This is a genomic window from Desulfosediminicola ganghwensis (assembly GCF_005116675.2).
GTDB classification, from domain to species: domain Bacteria; phylum Desulfobacterota; class Desulfobulbia; order Desulfobulbales; family Desulfocapsaceae; genus Desulfopila; species Desulfopila ganghwensis.
Map to the genome: position 1 here is coordinate 4,335,001 of NZ_CP050699.1, position 20,201 is coordinate 4,355,201.

The window sequence follows — 20,201 nt, forward strand, 5'->3', positions numbered from 1 at the left end:
CAGAAAGACCCCGTGAACCTTTACTACAGCTTGGCATTGGTTTTTGAGGTAACATGTGTAGGATAGGTGGGAGACTTTGAAGTGGCCACGCCAGTGGTCATGGAGTCAACCTTGAAATACCACCCTTGTTATCTTAGGAATCTAACCGCGATCCGTTATCCGGATCCGGGACATTGTCTGGTGGGTAGTTTGACTGGGGCGGTCGCCTCCCAAAGAGTAACGGAGGCGCGCGATGGTTCCCTCAGGCTGATTGGAAACCAGCCGTAGAGTGTAAAGGCATAAGGGAGCTTGACTGCGAGACAGACATGTCGAGCAGGTACGAAAGTAGGTCTTAGTGATCCGGCGATTCCGCATGGAAGGGTCGTCGCTCAACGGATAAAAGGTACTCCGGGGATAACAGGCTTATCTCCCCCAAGAGTCCATATCGACGGGGAGGTTTGGCACCTCGATGTCGGCTCATCACATCCTGGGGCTGGAGCAGGTCCCAAGGGTTTGGCTGTTCGCCAATTAAAGTGGTACGCGAGCTGGGTTTAAAACGTCGTGAGACAGTTTGGTCCTTATCTGTTGCGGGCGCAGGAAATTTGAAGAGATCTTCCCCTAGTACGAGAGGACCGGGGTGGACGAACCTATGGTGTTCCAGTTGTTCTGCCAAGGGCATTGCTGGGTAGCTAAGTTCGGAAGGGATAACCGCTGAAAGCATCTAAGCGGGAAGCCCACTCTAAGATGAGATTTCCCATGGCATTAGCCATCTGAAGGCTCGTTGTAGACTACAACGTTGATAGGTCAGGTGTGGAAGCGTGGTAACACGTGGAGCTAACTGATACTAATAAGCCGTGCGGCTTATCCACTTCTTTTGATTAAATACAACTACTACTACCCTACTATTCGATTATCGATTTTTAGTGGGAGTTATCATGATTCATGGTAAAACCCGCAGCCGAAATACCACAGTTTTTCGGCGGTCATAGCGAAGAGGCTCCACCCGTTCCCATTCCGAACACGGAAGTTAAGCTCTTCAGCGCCGATGGTACTGCATGGGAGACTGTGTGGGAGAGTAGGTCGCCGCCGATTCTTTATACAAAAGCCCCGATCAGATTATTTCTGGTCGGGGCTTTTTGTTGTGTAAATTGCGATTGAGCACTGGTCTGAGGGTAAAAGCCAGAAGTAAAACGTAAAGCGTTCTTAAACACTTCTCACTTCTCCCCTCCCCCTATCTGTTCACGACCAAAATGTTTTTCTACAGTCATAGCGAAGAGGCTCCACCCATTCCCATCACGAACACGGAAGTTTCCTGAAAAGTTCACCCCTTCGGTCGAGTCGATATGGCGCCGCTCGCTGCGTCGCTTGCGAGCCCGGTATATAGCCATATTACCGGGCTCACGTCTCCTTACCAGCAGCACCATCCCAACCCGTGAACTTCTCTCAGGATCAGCTCTCGAAGTCTGCCTGCGGTCACTTATCAATCGCCGATGGCACTGCATGGGAGACTGTGTGGGAGAGTAGGTCGCCGCCGATTCTTTATACAAAAGCCCCGATTAGATTCATTCCAATCGGGGCTTTTGTTTTCGAACGTCCAAAGCCCCCTCTCCCCTATCTTTCACAACCAAAAATATTTTTTGTAGTGATAGCGAAGAGGCTCCAGGCGTTCCCATCACGAACGCAAAAGTTTCCTGAACTGTTCACCACTTCGTTCGAATCGATATGGCACACTCAGAAATGGGTGCGGAAAATTGGACAGATCGTTAAGGTCGAGTCAAAACATTCGAGAGGACTTCACTTATGAGACAGCGAAGAAATTTTTCTGCAGAATTCAAAGCAAAGCTTGCCCTTCAAGCATTAACTGGAGAATCAACGCTTGTTGAACTTTCCATGAATAGGTGTTCATGCGAACATGATTACCAGGTGGAAAAGACAGGGCCAGCTAAGCATTTGTCGCCAATGCGAATTGCTCCGTCTCAAACGGTCCACATTTTACTACAAACCCAAGGGCGAAAGTGTAGAAAATCGTGAGCTGATCCTGCCGATAGACGCCCAGTTTCTCGAGACACCTTTTTATGGCACACGGCAAATGAGACGCCACCTGCGAAATCTCAGGTACTCCCTTGGACGACGCAGAGTGAAGCGGCTTATGCGAAAAATTGGACTGGTAGCTATATATCAAAAAACACGAACCAGCACAGCCCACGCGGCTCACAAGAAACAACCATACCTATCGAGAGGGCTGAAAATCGACAGGTATGGTGTACAGACATTACCCATATCACGATACCACGAGGGCCACCTTAATCATACCCCGATCCTGTCCAATGAGCCGGGACCACTTCTCAGGTCGTCCCAGATTCCACATCCAACGTCCCACATCCAACGTCCCACGTCCAACCTCCAACTTCCAACCTCCAACGCCCCCTCTCACCTGCCGTTTCTCCATGTATTATAATTTTGAACTCAGCAATTTCGATCAGTTTCAGGAAATTATGCATGTAATCTATTGTTTTTTTGGGCCATTTAATGCTTGTAAATTAGCCAACCATCCCTCTCTGCTCAATGGACTTCATCATTTAAGCAAAAGAGGCCATCATTCCCTGAACAATTCCTTTTCACCAAAAACACCCTGCAAAATATCCTGATAATTAACAATTCTTCTATCAAATTGATGTGCCAGATGAATAAAATGCACATTACGCCCAACCGCAATGACACCTATTTTGTCTACTCCCTACACCTTAAAAATTTTTTTTATATTTTTTTGATTGTTAAAATTCGTAACCACGGCAGATAATTGTCTTCCACCTTCCATCACGCCACCCTCACAACCTAACCGTTTACATCGCCCCTCAAGGATAAACATTTATCCACAATATCGTGTTGTTGATTCCGGCTTGTCTAACTTGTGTGACACCTTTACTATCGTTATCTATTAGATAAAAGGTATCAATTCACCTTATGAAGCCTTAACATAGTACTGATTGTAAGTGAAAATCGCTCGTAGCAAGATCTCTAAAAAGGTTGCCAGTCTTTTGAGGTTTCGCTAAGATCGAATCGTTCCGGTTCAAGGGGATCTGACCCTTAAATTATAATTGCTGTTTTTTTAATGAAGCACAGTGGCTAACAGGATTTTCATACACCTTTGTCTATGTGTCCCGTTATCCTTTAAGCTATAGTACGTCCTTCAAGAGCATCATTCGATCCCCCCACTCTAACGGAGTAAGAGATGAAAGAGAAAGCTGTAGGATTATCTGCGCCCAGGAAAGACGATGTTGAAGCAAAGAGTCCTTTAATGGAACGCTCTCATATCAAAAAGGATACCTATTTTAACTGCTGGTGCCCTCATTGCGACAAAGCTCTCAACGAAGAGGGCAAGGCCGTCTTCCAAATTGTTAACAGCCGTGGAGAAACCGGTATCAGCAGGGTTACTCCCTCCCTCAACGTTCTTGATCGAGAAAGTAATATTCATGTCGAGGACGATGAAGAACTGACTGATGTTCTCTGCCCTCACTGTAACACGTCACTTATTGAACCGGACCAACTCTGCAAAGAGGACGGGTGCAAGCTCGTTAAATTCAATGTCTCGGTTTCCAATTCGATAAAATTGAAACTCTTGCTCTGTGTCCGCCGGACGTGCCGCTGGTACACGATGAGCGAGGAAGACAACGAACGACTTATTTTAAGGGATAGTCATGAGTGGTAGCCACAGGAAGCGTAGGAACTGGATACGATCACTAACGGTCGTGACAATTATTGCCGGGGCCGGGGCCGTTTTGAGCGGTTTTGTCCCTAACGAACCTGCTGAAACAAATAGACTCTATTTGCAAAGCAGCGCAGGTGCAGTTTTGTTTGATCACAGCAAACACAGCAGTAACGCAGAGTCATGTGCTGTTTGTCATCATGAACTTTATAGCGCCGAGCCTGTCACTGCATGCATCGAATGTCATGATGAAGGGTTTTCCGCCGATGATGTCAGCCATGACCGACTCAAGGAAATCCACAGTCGCGACTGCTCTACCTGTCACGAACAAAACAGTGACAACGTCGAAGCAATTTCCTGCAGAGAGTGCCATCCCGGCGCTCAGCAGAGTGAACCGGATTCAATCAGCTGTACAGAATGTCACGATGATGATTATTCGCCGGAAATCATGGAGCACGATGAGTATCTTGAAATAGAAGAACATACCTGTCTGGGATGTCATTCTCCAGGTACAATCTCTGAGGTATTTCATTTAAATTGTTCTAACTGCCATCTTGAGACCGCTCCAGACAGATTCGCCACCGATAGTGGAGAAGTGTCATGCGGTGCATGCCACTTACGATGAGGAATTTATAATGCAGGGACTGCTGAAATTATTCAAGAAAAAGCCAATGCTTAAGGCTTTGACAAACTATGATCCTGAGATTCGCCAGGTTCCTGATCCCGATCGGGTAGTCATCCCCATCGAGTATCCTGGCAGGGTTCGATATCAGCCCACAGTTGCAATAGATGACGTAGTACGCAAAGGACAGGTTATCGCAAAATCCCCTATTGGAAACTGTCTCTGTGCCTCTATCAGCGGTACAGTCAAAGACATTACCAGTATCTGGACAGCTCAGAGCTACCATTCTCCAGCCATTATCATTGAGGGTAATGGAGAAGAGCCCATAGATCCCGAGGAACTCTTTGCGAGTACCGCGGCCGCCTCTTCAACAGATGATTATGAAATCGCGCTGAAACGTCTTCGTACCGCAGGCGTCGCTCCGCCCTGGTCCATGTCCGGGCGCGAATACAGTGATGACGATGAGGTAATTCCCGCTTTGCCGCCAATCAAGGCCTTCATCGTTACGGGTGTCCGCCAGGAGCCAACCATTGTCACCTCGCAAATTCTTCTGGAGCAACATGCTGACAAAGTGGCTGAAGGACTTCAACGGATAGGTGCACTGCTCCCCGGTGCCCGTGTATGCATGACTCTACCCCAGCAGTTCCGCTCCTGGGCATGGCAGAAATTTGCGGACATTGCCGAACTTGAATTCATTCCTCAACATTATTCAGGGCGCATCGAGCGTGATATCGTCTCCAAAATTGTGGGTCAGAGAATACCGAACCGTGAAAGCTACAGGTACCACGGAATAGCAGTACTTGATGTCGAGTTTTTACTCGCCATGGTTGACGCTCTTAATGGAAAGTCATCACTCACCCAGAAATGTGTCACCATCAGCGGCCCCGATATCGAGCAGGCTATTACAGTTCGTTTTCCATTGGGCAGTTCCATCGCCCATATACTTACCAGCCAGGGCTTGAATCCTTCAGATTATTCCCGGCACGTGGTTGGCGGCCCAATGATGGGATTTGCCCAGTATACTGACTCGACACCGCTCACCTATAACAACGGTATCTATCTCATTACCGAGGATCTCTCACCTTTCGATAGCATCGCCCCTTGTATCAACTGTGGTAGATGCGCCCGTGCCTGTCCAGAAAACATCCAGGTACATCTGGTGAACAGAATGATAGAGTTCGGACAAATCCAGGAAGCAAAGAACTATCACCCGGAAGCTTGCCACGAGTGTGGGCTCTGCGCCGGCGTATGTCCTGCAGAGAGACCAATCGTTCAGCTCCTCCATTTCTGCAATCACGAAATGGTTCACGGTGAGCGTTACAACTGGATTACGGGAGACAACCAATGAAAGAAATACAATCGTTCCAACAGCAGTCTCCTCCAGAGACACACATGCTTGATGTTGCCGTGGGCCCCCACTATCGGCTTGGCAGCGGACTGGCGGAAATCTACCAGCGCTGGGTTGTTGCCCTCGTACCCGCCATGCTCGCCAGTGTATATTATTTTGGCCCTGCTGCCGTGCGCATCTTCGGCCTATGCGTTCTTTTCTCGGTTCTCATCGATCTGGTATCAGAAAAGCTCGCTCCTTCCCGGGATCTTACCTCCAACTGGAGCAGCGTTAGCCTGGGACTGCTCCTCGCATTCATGATGCCCCTCAACGCGTCATGGTGGCTGGTTCTCATCGGTTGTCTGGTCATGATCGGGATAGGCAAAAAATTCTTTGGCGGAGTAGGAGCCTACCCTGCTCAGCCCGCAGTTCTTGCGTTGGCTGTTCTGCATCTTTCCTGGCCTGCCCGGATGGATCACACAGCCGCCCTCAAAGATCTCGACTGGTCAGTTACCATGGTCGAACCTCTGAGACTGTTGAAGTCCATGGGAGCCGGGGCAGAGTCTTACTACAGTTCACTCGATCTTCTGGTCGGCCGGCAGATAGCAGGCACAGCAGAGGGGATGGTGCTGTTTATTCTTATAGGCGGAATATTTCTGCTTGCACTGCGTGAAATCCAGTGGCAATTACCAGCAGGTTTCCTGATCGGTCTGTTAACTACCGCGGCCCTGCTGCATAAGACCAATCCCGAACTCTTCGCAAGCCCTGCATTTTACCTGCTGAGCGGAGGTACAGTATTCATGGGATTTTTCCTCCTTACAGACCACACCACCTCACCCGTAAACAAACTGCCTCTTTTTCTTTACGGTGTTCTTGCCGGTGTGTTACTGATTCTCGTCCGGGGGTACTCCAAACATGTTGACGGCATCGTCTTCGCCGTGCTGCTGGCCAATCTCTGCGCACCTCTGCTCGATATGATCAAACCGAAAGTCAAGGGGGCTAAAAATGTCTGAGATAGTACGCATGGTGGTGGTGCTCTCCCTGATTGCCGGGTTCTGCTCTGCCGCCCTCACCGCAGCCAACGTCAAGCTCGCACCCAAAATAGAGGAACAGACCGATCTCTATGTGAGGGGTCCCGCACTTGAGCGACTCTTTAACAAACCTGCCAAGGAAGTACTGGGTAATAAAGTGGTCATGGAGTTGAACGAGCAAGAGATCCCAGTATTTTTCACCATAAAGGATCAAAAGGTTTCCACAATTGCCGTTGAGGCCATTGGCAAAGGCGGTTACGGCGGGGACCTCAAACTGATGATCGGTATTGACCTCGCCGCCGAACGCATGACAGGCATGGAGGTGGTCAGCCACAGCGAGACCCCAGGCCTTGGAGCCAGAATCGAAGAAATTACTTTCAGGAAACAATGGCAAGACTTACCGACGGACAGCCCCATAGCACTCACAGCTGACGGTGGCCAGATCGATGCCATCAGCGGCGCTTCATTTACATCAGGCGCTGCGGTGAGAGGTACCAACGAAGTAATAAACTATGTACGTGACTACAGAGATGAGATCATTCAAGCGATCTCCAAGCTTCAAAAGGATGCGTAGCTATGGCTGAGAAACTTCAACAAACACTTACTGCCGGACTTTGGAAGAGAATACCACCCTTTCGCCTGGTGCTTGGATTATGTCCATCACTGGCGGTTACCATGTCCGCAGAGAACGGATTCGGTATGGGCCTCGCAACCGCCTTTGTACTGATCCTCTCCAATGGTGCTATTTCCGCGTTACGCAATATCATCCCCAGCAAGGTGCGTATCGCTTCATACATCGTCATTATTGCAACACTGGTCTCAATCGTTGAGATCATTATGAAAGCGTATTTTTTCCCTCTTTCCGAACAGCTCGGCATCTACATTCCCCTGATCGTCGTTAACTGCATCGTTCTCGGTCGGGCGGAAGGGTTCGCATCCAAAAATCCTCCGTTCAACTCGATGGTCGACGGCTTAAGTGTCGGCGCAGGATATGCCCTGTCACTGACCCTTATCGGTTCTGTCCGCGAGATCTTCGGTGCCGGAACCTGGTTTGGATTGCCAGTCTTTGGTGAAGCTTTCGAGCCAATGACTTTTCTTGTATCAGCGCCAGGTGCCTTTGTTACCATCGGGTCCCTGCTCGCTCTCCAAAACCTCTTCTCCCGCTGGCGCGGCGAGAAGTTTATACAGGGATAAGGGGGATAACAGCTATGGACCTTATTTATCTTGCTATTTCAGCAACTTTCGTCAACAACATTCTGTTGGCCCAATATTTAGGCAACTGCCCGTTTCTTGGTGTTTCCAAAAAACTTGAAACGGCCATGGGTATGGCGGCGGCAATCGTCTTCGTGACACTGCTTGCCTCCATTTTCACCTGGTCGGTTTTCACCTATGTTCTCCAGCCGTATGATCTGGAATTCCTGAAGACGCTGAGCTTCATCCTGATCATCGCCTCACTGGTTCAGCTGGTGGAAATCATCTTAAAGAAAAAGAGTCGAACACTCTACAATGCGTTGGGAGTCTACCTGCCCCTGATCACCACGAACTGTGCTGTCATGGGTGTGGCTCTGCTCATCGCCAAAAATGAAATGGGGTTTGTAAATATGCTGGTCTTTTCAACGACCAGCGCCCTTGGTTATGGCCTGGCCCTGATCTTGTTTGCCGGCATTCGTGTACGGCTGCAAATCTCTGCTGTGCCGCATTCATTACAAGGCACAGCTATCGCGCTGGTAACAGCGGGAATCATGGCTTTGGCTTTTATGGGCTTTCAAGGAATGGCCTAAGTTGCCCGGTTATAACCTAACAGGGAATTAAGGAGAATTATTGTGACTACCCCGGTACTCCTATTAGTCGGAATCGCTTTTGTGGCCGCTGTCATTCTTGGCATAGCAGCCCGAATTTTTCATGTGGAGGAAGATCCCCGAATCGAAGCTGTGACCAACCTTCTGCCAGGCGCCAACTGTGGTGGATGTGGACAGGCTGGCTGCAGCGCCTCAGCCGAGGCAATGGTTAAGGGAGAATTAGAAGTAAATGCCTGTGTGGTTGGCGGCACTGAAACCGCTGAAGCCATTGGCGCGTATCTCGGTTACGACGTAGCAGGTTCAGAACCTTCTCTCGCCTGTGCTACCTGTGAAGGCGGCTACAGAGCCGCCCGTAAATATAACTACTCCGGCATGGAGGACTGCCGCGCCGCCCTCCAGCTTTATCATGGTTACATACGCTGTGAAAATGGCTGTCTTGGCCTGGGTTCCTGCCGTAAGGCCTGTAAGTTCGGCGCGATCACTATGGACCCTGAATCGGGACTGCCACAATTTCATCCCGACCGTTGCGTGGGCTGTGGCAGTTGTGTTGCCGCCTGCCCGAAAGGAATCATCAAGCTGGTTGGCGAAAAAACCAGGATTCTGCACTGGAACCAGTATACCCAATGCCTTTCACCATGCCGCCAGAGATGTCCGGCCCAGATCAACATTCCGAAATATCTGGCCCATGCACGTAACGGAGAGTACGGTGCCGCATTGGCGACCGTAAAAGACAACAACCCGTTACCTGTTGCAACCGGTCGAGTCTGTCCTGAACTGTGCGCCACCGAATGTCGTCGCCAAACACAGGACGACCCACTGGCCATTAATGCAGTCAAACGCTTTGTTGCCGACTGGGAACGCAACAGCGGCGAGCGTATGCAGGTCTCAATTGCACCCGATACCGGGAAAAAGGTTGCAGTAGTTGGTGCAGGTCCATCAGGTCTGACGGCTGCATACTATCTCAGACGCCTTGGTCATCATGTTGAAATTTTTGAACAAATGCCTAAACTTGGCGGCATGCCTCTTTACGGCATTCCGGATTACCGTCTGTCCGAGGAACAGTATGAATGGGACATCGACGGGGTTCTCGAACTCGGCGTTGAGGCACACACCGGTGTCAAGCTTGGACGAGATTTCAATATTCACGCACTCAAGGCCCAGGGGTTTGATGCAATCTTTCTTGCCATCGGTCTTTGGCAGGGCCGCCTGTTGCCGTTCGAGGGTAAGGAATTAAAAGGTATCTATAGCGGTATCGATTACCTGAGACGTTTCCACACAGACGAGGAGATCATCAAAGGGAAAAGATTCGTTATCATCGGTGCCGGTAACGTAGCCATGGATTGCGCCCGTTCCGCCCTCAGGGCCGGGGCAGAAGAGGTGATCCTTACCTTCCGTTTCTCCCGTGACCTGATGGAGGCCAATGCCCACGAAATAACGGACGCGGAAAACGAAGGTGTTATCATGCGCTGCCTGCTTTCCCCGGTTCGCTTTGTCGGTGAAGATGGCAAACTGACCGGTATGGAAGTGCAGGAAGTTACCCTGAAACAAAACCCGGGCAGCTTGCCTGACTGTATCCCCGTTGAAGGCTCTAATGAAATTATCCCCTGTGACGTAGTCATTCAAGCTGTCGGCCAGGCAGCCGAACTGGATGAAATTGTCGAAGCAGACGGCTTGGAGCGAACCCGTTACGGTACCATCGACGGTAAAGAGGAAACACTTGAGACCAACATTGAAGGTGTCTTTACAGGCGGCGACTGTTTCACCGGCCCTCGCCTCCTGGTCGAAGCGGTGGCCGGCGGCAGATACGCTGCCCGCTCGATTCATTACTATGTAACTACCGGGGAGATTCCACCCATCGAGGACAGGCAACGCGAGATGGTGCCTCAGGCAATGGTCGACTCGCTCATCAACGTAGCTCCACTCAATAGTAGAGCTGTTAAACCAATGATCTCACTTGAAGAACGAATGGGCAACTTCAGAGAGGTGGAAGGCACGATCAGTGAGCAACAGTGTCTGACGGAATCCCAAAGATGTCTCAATTGCGGTATCTACTGTTATGATCAGAATGATCTGCCCCAATCTGAGATTCGCCAGGCCACATCCTGCCCTAACGAACCGCATATAGCAGAAAAAAAACAGGCTGAAAAGGCTGATTAACAGCACCCTGGATAACAGAATTCCCGTCTATACAGGGGTCCCGTAAATTTGGGACCCCTGTTCTTTTCAGGATCCACTATCTGGAAAGAACCGAACCCGACAGGTCACCGGCTTCTTCAGATAAGCACCTGTAACCGTCACTATTAAGACCACAAGGGCCGCATCGCTTTTACTGAGAAAGTTCCCCACATGCCTGGCTCTGTTCTCCACTTGGCATAAACATCCTGCCCTCCTTGTGGAGATGCTTTTCTCGACACGCTATTTTTGCTTCACGTTGCTCCTATATTGCCAAGGCAAAGTCAACTGCGTGCAATACGTTATAAAGGTGAATCCTGGTGAGACTCGAACAGGTCTCGAGTGTATTCCTATGAGAATGGCGGCAAAAAAAGTGGTTTGGAATGGTTGCCGGCAGTTTGGTACACATGCGGGGCAAGGGTGGGTACTCGTAACGAGGGACAAATCATTTGCCCCCGTCACGGCAATTTTGGCTTGATAAACTGACTGCGTACAGTCTTTCGACTGAAACCTCGGATGAGGGAACTCAATCCTCTAAAAGGTCTGGCAACTCCATCCCTTTTTAAATAATTGTGTTTCCCGCCCCCTCAGAGCGTACAGCCTTGATGAGTATTTCCGTAACAAATTTCGATCTGTTGCGGGTGGTCCAGTAATCGGTCACGTAGCGCTCAAATGTCTCTTCTCCAAGCACATATCCACTATCCTTTGCCCAACGCTCAATCTTGCGGTATGTCTCCGGTATGTTCTCGTGAGCCCCTACGTGGTAACAGGATAACATCAGGTATCCACCAAAATGATAAAGATTTTCCTCCCGGCAAGGAATGATGGTCTTCTGCAGCATCTTTATCTTCTGGTCCTTGTTTGCAACTCTTGCCTTGCGGGATGAGTAATTGATGATCACCGGACCAGTAATCTCATTTTGGATATCTTCAACATGCTTGGTGAATTCGATGTTGATGATTGAAGCCTTGATGTTATTTGCGTAGATCTGGTCCTGAAAGAGCAGTGTAGCAGGCTCTACGAATTTTATGGATACATCGGTGCTGTGGTGTTCTATCACCGCTTGTGCCTCAAGGATGAGATCATGCCAATCCTTAACTGAAATTGTTTTTCTGCGACTTTTCTCCTGTTCATCAGCCAGTTCAACGAGCTTTGCTTGAAACGAGGACTGTATGGAGCGAAAAACATTGGAATTTACCCCCTCTATAAACTCCTTCATCTGCTCGAGAGTAAACCCCATCTGTTTGTAATACTTAATAACCGGGACAGCTAATAGCGACTCTTCTGTATAATATCGGTAATTGTTACAATCCTCTCTGTGCGAGGGGATGAGGTTGATTTCATCATAATAACGCAACGCCTTTTTCGATATGTTGCAAATGCGGCTCATGTCTCCGATGAAATATTGACCGTTTCTGTTCATCGTCTGCTCCTCCTCTGCAATTTCCCTTTATTGCCCCGGTATTATCTATCTAACTTCAGCAAATCGCCAAAGTAATCTCCTTTTCCTGCCCCACTGATACACCAAAAAAAAGGAGCATACCTGATATCAGAGTCTGCTCCCTTATAAAATTGAATCCGGTTGACGTCAATCTTTAATGTAGTTATTTATCGTCGCCGCACCTTCTTCATGGGCACGATAATAGACCCGCAAATCATCGTTGGAATCCAGATCAAACCGGGATTCCTCAAGAAGTCCGTTCGCTTCAGCAGTCATTAAGGCATTGATGATCGAATCTTTTTTGAAGGCTTTGAAATTCCCGTACTGATTTTTCAGAGCCTCCATGACTGTATCTGCACAACCCTCTTCAATTCTGGTGAACAATTTCAAGATGGCGTAGTTAAGAGGGATCATACTATGCAGCCTCCTCATTAGACTTTTTGAACAAATCCATTGGATTCATAGCGATAATAAAGATACCAACAACCATGACGACTGCGGCCGCCCAAGCGATGGCAGGTATGTTCCAGCCTTCAAGACCAAACACGACACCCAGAATGATCCAGCAAACGAAAGGGCCCCAGAAGGAGAATGTACCGTTACAAGACATACCAAGAGCCGCACCGCACATGGCGTTGCCTTTGTACCAATACATAAACGCCGCGTAAGCGCTTAGTCCAGCAAGAGCGAACCAGATTATAGAACGGGGGTCAGTGAAAGACTGCACAACCATACCCACAGCATCAACTTTGGCGATTATCGCAAAAACAGGTACCAGAATAAAAAGATTGGAGATTCCGGCAGTAACCTGGCGAATGGTGATCCCGATTTCAGGATCAATCATGGAAGTACCATAACCGCAAACACAGCCTTCAACACCCCAGGCAAAAGCAGCAATGAAACCAAAGAAAAGTCCTAAGAAGAGGTTATCGGGAACATTGTCACCAAGTCCAGTGCTGCCAATCATGAAGCTGGCAAAGAAGCAGATAGCAATTCCCAACAACATACGAGGATTCAATTCCTGTTTGAACCAGACCCTACCAAGGATAGCACCAATGGCGGGACAGAGAGCTGCGATAGGAACCACAAGGGAACCTGCAAGCTGCAGTCCGACAACATAAGCAGTACTAGCGAGGGGCCCACCAATAATAGCGGCACCAACCATAACCATGCCTGGCTTTGTTTTTATGCAGCGGAGAAAGTCGCCAAACCGTCCGCGAACGGTGGCGATAGTAATAGCCCATAAGGCACTACAACTATCTGTAGTCGCGGCACCGAGAGCTCCCAACAGATACATGACCGCAAATGCTGACAGGCCGGAATTTTCGCCATACCATTCAACCCATACGCCCTTGGACATACCGAGGGTCATAAATGCTGTGTAAAAGCCATATGCCAGCCCGGAAAAAAGGGCAATTAGAATGCCGCGATTACGAAAACTGGAAGCCAGTTTCCTTTTAGCTGTGACGGCTGCCGGGCTGACAGCAACAGATGCCTGCCCTCCAATCGTCTCCTCATACGTTCCTTTTGCAGCGACGGCTGCCGGGTCAGTTGCAATAGATGCTCTCCCCATGGTCGTCTCCTCTCCATATTAAATTTGCTTACGCAGAACCTGCACAGAAAATGGTTCAACCTGTTTGCCACCCACTGCGCCCTTAGCCATTTCCTCCCCTTACCCTTAGGGGAAACGTCTGGGACATTGTACTCCTTGCCCCATAGGGGAAGGTCAATGGCATTTTTGTGACACACGTTCCAAAAAGATCGCAATTTCGGCTAGGTTCAAATGAGATCCATGCTATTTCCTGCTTAATTTCATGTGTTTAGAGCAAGATGTTCCGTGAACAGAAAAAAAATAGGCGCCAAATTAGGAAAATACTCTATTTACCCTATGAAAAGGCAGGCTCCTAGCAATTTCAACCGGACAATTCCGAAAGGCAACTACTACCGGAAATCATAATTCAAACGCTTCTAATTGTCGTAACTACTTACATTTACTTGGCACCACTAGCCTCGCGCAGGAAGTAGCCAACAGCCTGTTTTTTACTGCATATTCAATTGATTATTCCTTAATTTCCTGCCTGAAAAAACCTTCCCCTTTAAGACCTCCCTGCAAATTACCACGCTGTTACAGTAAGGAAGAGCTGGTTTGGATTCAAAACCAGCAATAGCGGGGGATTGCAACTGAAAATGTAAAGCATTGAAAAAGGGGATTGACTTTCCCCTTAGGGGAAGGCCGTAAAGTCTGTCTACAGAAGCGAGGATTATTGTCTCAATTCATAAACGGACTGAAATTAAGGTTGATCATTAAAGTATACGAACATTGGGAGAGCACATGAGGTATTACGGCGAAGAGGCGCTCGGGCTTATTGAAACTCTTGGGATGGTGCCCGCAATCAGCGGTGCTGATATTATGCTGAAAACAGCAGATGTCAAACTTATATCCTATGAGAACATTGGTTCCACTCTCGTTACCGTTATGGTCAAGGGTGACGTAGCCGCCGTGAAGGCATCTGTGGAAGCCGGTGCCGCTGCCGCTGCAGAGATCGGCAAACTTACTGCCCAGAACGTCATGCCGCGCCCGATCAAGGCCGTCGGCGACGTGGTCTCAGTTCACGCAATCCAGGACGATGACCAGGACGCCCCCCAGGAAAGACCTAAGGCCATGGGCTTTATTGAAACATTCGGCATCGTCTATGTCCTTGAGGCAGCGGACGCCATGGTCAAGGCAGCCGATGTACAACTGGTCGGCTATGAGAATGTTGCATCCGGTTACATCTCGGTTCTGGTTGAAGGTGATGTGGCAGCATGTCAAGCCGCAGTTGAGGCCGGGGTGAAAGCCGTTGAGGAGATGGGGACAGAAGTATACAGCTCCCTGGTCATCCCGACCCCGCATCCCGATTTGAAAAAGATCACCAATATCTACGATATCGAATCACTTTTACCGTAAACAGCTGCCACGTGACAGGTTGAAAGGGTGCAACACCATTGGTGCATTGGCTCTGAAAATAACAGGACAGATAAACGGGTGTCGTATGATTATTGACAATGATCTTCTCTCTATCCAGCATGCCAGGATCATCGCTGAAAATGGTTCTGAAGCTTATAAAAAACTGGCTTCTTTTTCCCAGGAAAAGCTGGATGATATAGTCGATCATGTTGCTGAGGCTGTGGCTCAGCATATTCCTGAACTCGCTGTTTTAGCCTGCGAAGAAACCGACAGCGGCAATTGGCAGGATAAGGCGGCAAAAAACCGGTTCGTCTGTGAACTGCTGCCCGCTCAGCTGAAAAAAATGCGGTGTGTGGGAATCATAGACGAGGATGCGGAGACCTGCACCATGGATGTCGGTGTACCGCTGGGGGTGATAGTGGCCCTTTGCCCTGTGACAAGTCCAGTTTCAACGACTATATCCAAGACCTTGCTCGCCATAAAATCTGGTAATGCTGTTCTCTTTTCCCCCCATCCTGGAGCCGCAAACTCAATGGGCAGGGTATTGGATATTATGATAGAGGCTGCACAGGCAGCTGGTCTGCCCGAGGGTTGCATTGCTTACCTCGACCCAATCAGCAAGACCGGAAGCCTGGAACTGATGAAACATCCGGCAACCGCCCTTATCCTCGCTACCGGGGTCCCAGGCATGTTGGATGCAGCCAGGGCGACAGGTAAACCCCTCATATATGGTGGTACTGGTAATGGTCCAGCCTTCATTGAACGTACGGCCGATGTCCGCCAGGCGGTCAAGGACATAGTAGCCAGCAAGGTTTTTGATAACGGTCTGGCACCCTCAGCCGAGCAATCCATCGTCGTAGATGCCTGCATAGCAGAGGAAGTCAGGGCTGCTCTGCGGGAGCATAACGGCTATTTCCTGTCCAAAGGTGAACTGCAGCAACTTGCCCGAACTCTTTTCTGTTCGAAAGGTATTCTCCGAAAAGGCATGGTTGGTCAGCCGGTGCAGGTTCTTGCCAAAAGAGCAGGCCTTTCGATACCGGCGGATACCACAATTCTTATTGCTGAACGCAAATATGTCTCTGAGGATGATCCGTTCGCCAGAGAACTGCTCTGTCCGGTCCTTGCCTTTTATGTCGAAGCGGACTGGATGGACGCTTGTGAGAAATGTATCGAATTACTGCTCCACGAACGCAATGCCCATTCACTGGTCATCCATTCGCAAGACAAAGAAGTAATCAGGCAATTCGCCCTGAAGAAGCCCGTGGGCAGACTGCTGGTCAACACTCCTGCCTCTTTCGGGGGCATGGGCGCCACCACCAATTTATTTCCGTCGATGACCCTTGGCAGTAGCTCCGCTGGCCGTGGAATCACCTCCGATAACGTTTCCCCCATGAACCTGATTTACATTCGCAAGGTTGGTTACGGGGTACAGAAAAGTGACGGATTTTTAGGGCAGACAACCGATAACTGCGCAAGCAAAGCACCCGATCCGGACGCTTTGGCATTGAATGAAACCGCCAAAGCCGAGGCAATACAAAAAATACTAACCGAAGCGATCAAGGCTCTCTCTGACCCTGCGGATCGATAGTTAACAAGTATCTCTAAATTGGAGGAAGCATAGTGGATCTTCATGATTTTTCACAAAAGCTCGCGGAAGCTACAAAGAACCTGAATGCAGAGGAGCGGGCTTCTTTGAAAAAAATCTTCGAAGGCGTTTCTGCGGAAGTTTTTAGCAAACCGGTCGAGGCGAGTGAACCTGTCGTCTCAGCAACCTGTAGCGCACCCGATGGACCTACCGAGCGTCACATACGCCTTAAAAAGAACTTTCTCAATCAGGTGCCAACCATCACCACCCACCGCGCGCGTGCCATCACCAAAATCGCCAAGGAAAACCCCGGACTACCCAAGGCCGTCCTCCGCGGTAAGTGCTTCAAATATTGCTGTGAGACTGCACCTCTGGTGATTCAGGACGATGAGCTCATCGTCGGTTCCCCCTGTGGCGCTCCCCGGGCCGGCTCCTTCTCTCCTGACATCGCATGGCGATGGGTCAAGGACGAAATCGATACCATCGGAACCCGTGCCCAGGACCCCTTCTTCATCTCTGAAGAAGATAAGAAGATCATGCGCGATGAGTTGTTCCCCTTCTGGGAAGGGCAATCCGTGGACGAGTATTGCGAGCAGCAGTACCGCGAAGCGGGTATGTGGGAAATTTCCGGTGAGTCGTATGTCACCGATTGCTCCTACCACGCTGTAAACGGCGGTGGCGACTCCAACCCCGGCTACGACGTGATCCTCATGAAAAAGGGCATGCTCGACATCAAAAGGGAAGCCGAAGAGAAACTTGCCGAACTCAATTACGAGAATCCCGATGACCTGGACAAGATCTACTTTTACAAGTCCCTCATCGACACTGCCGAAGGCGTGATGATCTACGCCAAGCGTATTTCTGATTACGCCTGCGAGCTGGCCGCCAAAGAGACCGATCCCAAGCGTAAAGCCGAGCTTGAGAAAATCTCTGCTATCAACGCCCGCGTTCCAGCCCACAAGCCCGAGACGTTCTGGGAAGCCATCCAGGCTGTCTGGACCGTTGAATCTCTCCTCATCGTAGAAGAGAACCAGACAGGCATGTCCATCGGCCGTGTGGACCAGTACATGTACCCCTACTTCAAGGCAGACCTCGAAGCCGGTCGCATGACTGAGTACGAAGCCTTCGACCTGGCCGGTTGTATGCTGGTGAAGATGTCTGAGATGATGTGGCTCACCAGTGAAGATGCCTCCAAGTTCTTCGCAGGCTACCAACCCTTCGTCAACATGTGTGTAGGCGGTGTTGACCGTGACGGCATCGACGCCACCAACGATCTCACCTACCTGCTGATGGATGCCGTTCGACACGTCAAGGTGTACCAGCCCTCCCTGGCCACCCGTGTCCATAATCGCTCGCCCCAGAAGTACCTGAAGAAGATTGTAGACGTGATCCGCGCCGGTATGGGCTTTCCTGCCATTCACTTCGACGATGCCCATATCAAGATGATGCTGGCCAAGGGCTGTTCCATCGAAGACGCTCGTGACTACTGTCTCATGGGTTGCGTGGAGCCACAGAAATCCGGTCGTCTCTACCAGTGGACCTCCACCGCTTACACCCAGTGGCCCATCTGTATCGAGATGGTACTCAACCACGGCGTACCCCTCTGGTACCAGAAGCAAGTCTGCCCTGACATGGGCCCCCTCAATCAGTATCAGAGCTATGAGCAATTCGATACCGCGGTCAAGGAGATGATCAAGCACGTGACCAAGTGGTCAAGCGTTGGAACCGTGATCTCCCAGCGTATCCACCGTCAGCTGGCGCCCAAGCCACTCATGTCCATGATGTACGAAGGATGCATGGAGTCCGGCAAGGACGTTTCCGCCGGAGGCGCCATGTACAACTTCGGCCCCGGTGTTGTCTGGAGTGGCCTTGCCACCCACGCCGACTCCATGGCGGCCATCAAGAAGCTGGTCTTCGATGAAAAGAAGTACACACTCGCAGAATTGAACGAAGCCCTGAAGGCTGAATTCAAGGGTTACGAGCAGGTAAAGGCAGATTGTCTTGCTGCGCCCAAGTACGGCAACGACGACGATTACGCTGATCTCATCGTCAACGACCTCATCAACTTTACCGAGCGTGAGCACCGCAAATACAAGACCCTTTACTCTGTCTTGAGTCACGGCACTCTCTCCATCTCCAACAACACGCCCTTCGGTCAGCTCCTTGGAGCCTCCGCCAACGGACGTGATGCGTGGATGCCTCTCTCCGACGGTATCAGTCCAAGCCAGGGCGCCGACTACAAGGGCCCCACCGCCATCATAAAATCTGTCTCCAAAATGGCGTGTGACAGCATGAACATCGGCATGGTTCACAACTTCAAGCTGATGAGTGGGCTTCTAGACACCCCCGAAGGGGAAAATGGCCTCATCTCCCTGCTCCGTACCGCCTGTATGCTCGGCAACGGTGAGATGCAGTTCAACTATCTCGACAACGATACCTTGCTGGAAGCTCAGAAACATCCGGAAAAGTATCGCGATCTAGTGGTTCGGGTTGCCGGTTACAGCGCATTTTTCGTCGAGCTCTGCAAAGACGTTCAGGATGAAATCATCAGCAGAACAATGCTCAACGACATTTAACAAGCCCGGCACCAGAGGGATTTGAGCCAGCAACCAACGACAACATACGGCAATGGAAAGAAAAGCACTGATATTCAACATCCAGAAATACAATATGTATGATGGCCCCGGGGTAAGAACCCTGGTGTTCTTTCAGGGGTGTCCTCTTCGTTGCAAGTGGTGCTCAAATCCCGAAAGCCAGAAGAAAGCCCACCAGCTATTCTACAAGAGCAACAACTGTGTCAACTGTGGCAGTTGTGCCAAGGTTTGCCCTGTTGGAATCCACACCATGACAACAGGGGGAATCCACCAGATCAACCGAGAAATTGAGTGCATTGGCTGCAGGAAATGCGAAAAGGCCTGCGCCAAGTCTGCTCTTGCCATAACCGGTGAGCGGAAATCAATCTCTGAGCTGGTGGAAATAATCGAAGAAGACAAACCGTTCTACGAAGTTTCCGGGGGCGGGGTCACCCTCGGTGGCGGAGAGGTGCTGATGCAGCCGGAGGCTGCGGCCAACCTGCTGCAGGTATGCAGGCACAGGGGGCTCAACACCGCCATTGAAACCTGCGGCTATGCACGACTTGCCGTTATAGAAAAGGTGGCCGAATTTACTGATCTTTTTCTCTTCGACGTCAAGCATATGGACTCCGACCGTCATTACGAACTTACCGGTGTGCGTAACGAGATGATACTCACCAACCTCAAATGGTTGCTGGAAAATCGTCACCCTGTGAAAATTCGTATGCCGCTGCTCAAAGGAGTGAATGACGGTGAACATGAGGTCAATCGCCTTATTGAGTTCCTCGGTCCATACCAGGATTTTAATAACTTCAAAGGAGTCGACCTTCTTCCATACCACAAGATGGGAGTCAACAAATACATGCAACTGGGATGGGAGTACCCTATTCAAGGGGACCCAAAACTCTCAGATGCAGATTTGGAACGTATAGAAGCTCAAATTAAACAGCACAAGTTCCCGGTTGCCATTATACGCCACTAGGCCTGGCCCGGGCTACGAACACAAGCGATTGAAGGTG

Annotated in this window: 17 protein-coding genes and 2 rRNA genes (1 of these 19 running past the window's edge); 15 read left to right on the forward strand and 4 right to left on the reverse strand. The window is 50.0% G+C overall.

What is annotated here, in order from left to right; genetic code table 11:
- A 23S ribosomal RNA gene (locus FCL45_RS18525) occupies window positions 1-848 on the forward strand; it begins 2,065 nt to the left of the window's first position.
- Window positions 849-954: 106 nt separating this feature from the next.
- Window positions 955-1,071 (forward strand): 5S ribosomal RNA (gene rrf, locus FCL45_RS18530).
- Window positions 1,072-1,193: 122 nt separating this feature from the next.
- On the opposite strand, the gene FCL45_RS18535 is transcribed toward rrf, so the two are convergent.
- Window positions 1,194-1,526 carry a hypothetical protein gene (locus FCL45_RS18535; RefSeq protein ID WP_136799068.1) on the reverse strand — a complete coding sequence of 111 codons (333 nt, stop codon included), beginning with the start codon at window positions 1,524-1,526 and terminating at the stop codon, window positions 1,194-1,196.
- A 365-nt stretch (window positions 1,527-1,891) separates the two neighbouring features.
- Between FCL45_RS18535 and FCL45_RS25385 the strand changes: the two genes are divergently transcribed.
- From FCL45_RS25385 to FCL45_RS18580, 9 genes are all read left to right on the forward strand, one after another.
- Window positions 1,892-2,437 (forward strand): IS3 family transposase, encoded by a 546-nt coding sequence (locus tag FCL45_RS25385; protein ID WP_136799069.1) that lies wholly within the window; start codon window positions 1,892-1,894, stop codon window positions 2,435-2,437.
- Window positions 2,438-3,211: 774 nt separating this feature from the next.
- Window positions 3,212-3,688 carry a hypothetical protein gene (locus FCL45_RS18545; RefSeq protein ID WP_136799070.1) on the forward strand — a complete coding sequence of 159 codons (477 nt, stop codon included), beginning with the start codon at window positions 3,212-3,214 and terminating at the stop codon, window positions 3,686-3,688.
- The gene (locus FCL45_RS18550; RefSeq protein ID WP_136799071.1) at window positions 3,678-4,310 is read left to right on the forward strand and encodes a cytochrome c3 family protein; all 633 of its coding nucleotides are present in this window, start codon (window positions 3,678-3,680) and stop codon (window positions 4,308-4,310) included. The genes FCL45_RS18545 and FCL45_RS18550 overlap by 11 nt, the downstream gene beginning before the upstream one ends.
- 10 nt (window positions 4,311-4,320) lie before the next feature.
- Complete coding sequence (locus tag FCL45_RS18555; protein ID WP_136799072.1) at window positions 4,321-5,655, forward strand: 4Fe-4S dicluster domain-containing protein; 1,335 nt, start codon at window positions 4,321-4,323, stop codon at window positions 5,653-5,655.
- Window positions 5,652-6,647, forward strand: a complete 996-nt coding sequence (locus FCL45_RS18560) for an RnfABCDGE type electron transport complex subunit D (protein WP_136799073.1) — start codon at window positions 5,652-5,654, stop codon at window positions 6,645-6,647. Before FCL45_RS18555 ends, FCL45_RS18560 begins: the two co-directional genes overlap by 4 nt.
- Window positions 6,640-7,239: an RnfABCDGE type electron transport complex subunit G gene (locus tag FCL45_RS18565; RefSeq protein WP_136799074.1), complete on the forward strand. Its 600-nt coding sequence runs from the start codon at window positions 6,640-6,642 to the stop codon at window positions 7,237-7,239. Before FCL45_RS18560 ends, FCL45_RS18565 begins: the two co-directional genes overlap by 8 nt.
- A 2-nt stretch (window positions 7,240-7,241) precedes the next feature.
- Window positions 7,242-7,859, forward strand: a complete 618-nt coding sequence (gene rsxE, locus FCL45_RS18570; protein WP_136799075.1) for an electron transport complex subunit RsxE — start codon at window positions 7,242-7,244, stop codon at window positions 7,857-7,859.
- Window positions 7,860-7,873: 14 nt separating this feature from the next.
- A complete protein-coding gene (locus FCL45_RS18575; RefSeq protein WP_136799076.1) occupies window positions 7,874-8,446 on the forward strand; it encodes an electron transport complex protein RnfA in 573 nt (190 codons plus the stop codon).
- Window positions 8,447-8,488: 42 nt separating this feature from the next.
- Window positions 8,489-10,621 carry an FAD-dependent oxidoreductase gene (locus FCL45_RS18580; protein ID WP_136799077.1) on the forward strand — a complete coding sequence of 711 codons (2,133 nt, stop codon included), beginning with the start codon at window positions 8,489-8,491 and terminating at the stop codon, window positions 10,619-10,621.
- A 577-nt stretch (window positions 10,622-11,198) separates the two neighbouring features.
- Here FCL45_RS18580 and FCL45_RS18585 read toward each other — a convergent pair.
- The 3 genes from FCL45_RS18585 to FCL45_RS18595 form a co-directional block, all read right to left on the reverse strand.
- Entirely contained in the window at window positions 11,199-12,059 is an 861-nt protein-coding gene (locus FCL45_RS18585) for a choline utilization transcriptional activator (protein ID WP_136799078.1), read from the reverse strand.
- 165 nt (window positions 12,060-12,224) lie between these two features.
- Entirely contained in the window at window positions 12,225-12,491 is a 267-nt protein-coding gene (locus FCL45_RS18590; RefSeq protein WP_136799079.1) for a hypothetical protein, read from the reverse strand.
- A 1-nt stretch (window position 12,492) separates the two neighbouring features.
- Entirely contained in the window at window positions 12,493-13,650 is a 1,158-nt protein-coding gene (locus FCL45_RS18595; RefSeq protein WP_228721362.1) for a hypothetical protein, read from the reverse strand.
- Window positions 13,651-14,409: 759 nt separating this feature from the next.
- Between FCL45_RS18595 and FCL45_RS25130 the strand changes: the two genes are divergently transcribed.
- The 4 genes from FCL45_RS25130 (at window position 14,410) to cutD (ending at window position 20,164) form a co-directional block, all read left to right on the forward strand.
- Window positions 14,410-15,024 (forward strand): BMC domain-containing protein, encoded by a 615-nt coding sequence (locus FCL45_RS25130; RefSeq protein WP_136799080.1) that lies wholly within the window; start codon window positions 14,410-14,412, stop codon window positions 15,022-15,024.
- An 85-nt stretch (window positions 15,025-15,109) separates the two neighbouring features.
- Window positions 15,110-16,612: an aldehyde dehydrogenase family protein gene (locus FCL45_RS18605; RefSeq protein ID WP_136799081.1), complete on the forward strand. Its 1,503-nt coding sequence runs from the start codon at window positions 15,110-15,112 to the stop codon at window positions 16,610-16,612.
- Window positions 16,613-16,644: 32 nt separating this feature from the next.
- Window positions 16,645-19,185, forward strand: coding sequence for a choline trimethylamine-lyase (gene cutC, locus FCL45_RS18610; protein WP_136799082.1), 2,541 nt, complete (start codon window positions 16,645-16,647; stop codon window positions 19,183-19,185).
- A 52-nt stretch (window positions 19,186-19,237) separates the two neighbouring features.
- Window positions 19,238-20,164, forward strand: a complete 927-nt coding sequence (cutD, locus tag FCL45_RS18615) for a choline TMA-lyase-activating enzyme (protein ID WP_136799083.1) — start codon at window positions 19,238-19,240, stop codon at window positions 20,162-20,164.
- The last annotated feature ends 37 nt before the right edge of the window (window positions 20,165-20,201 follow it).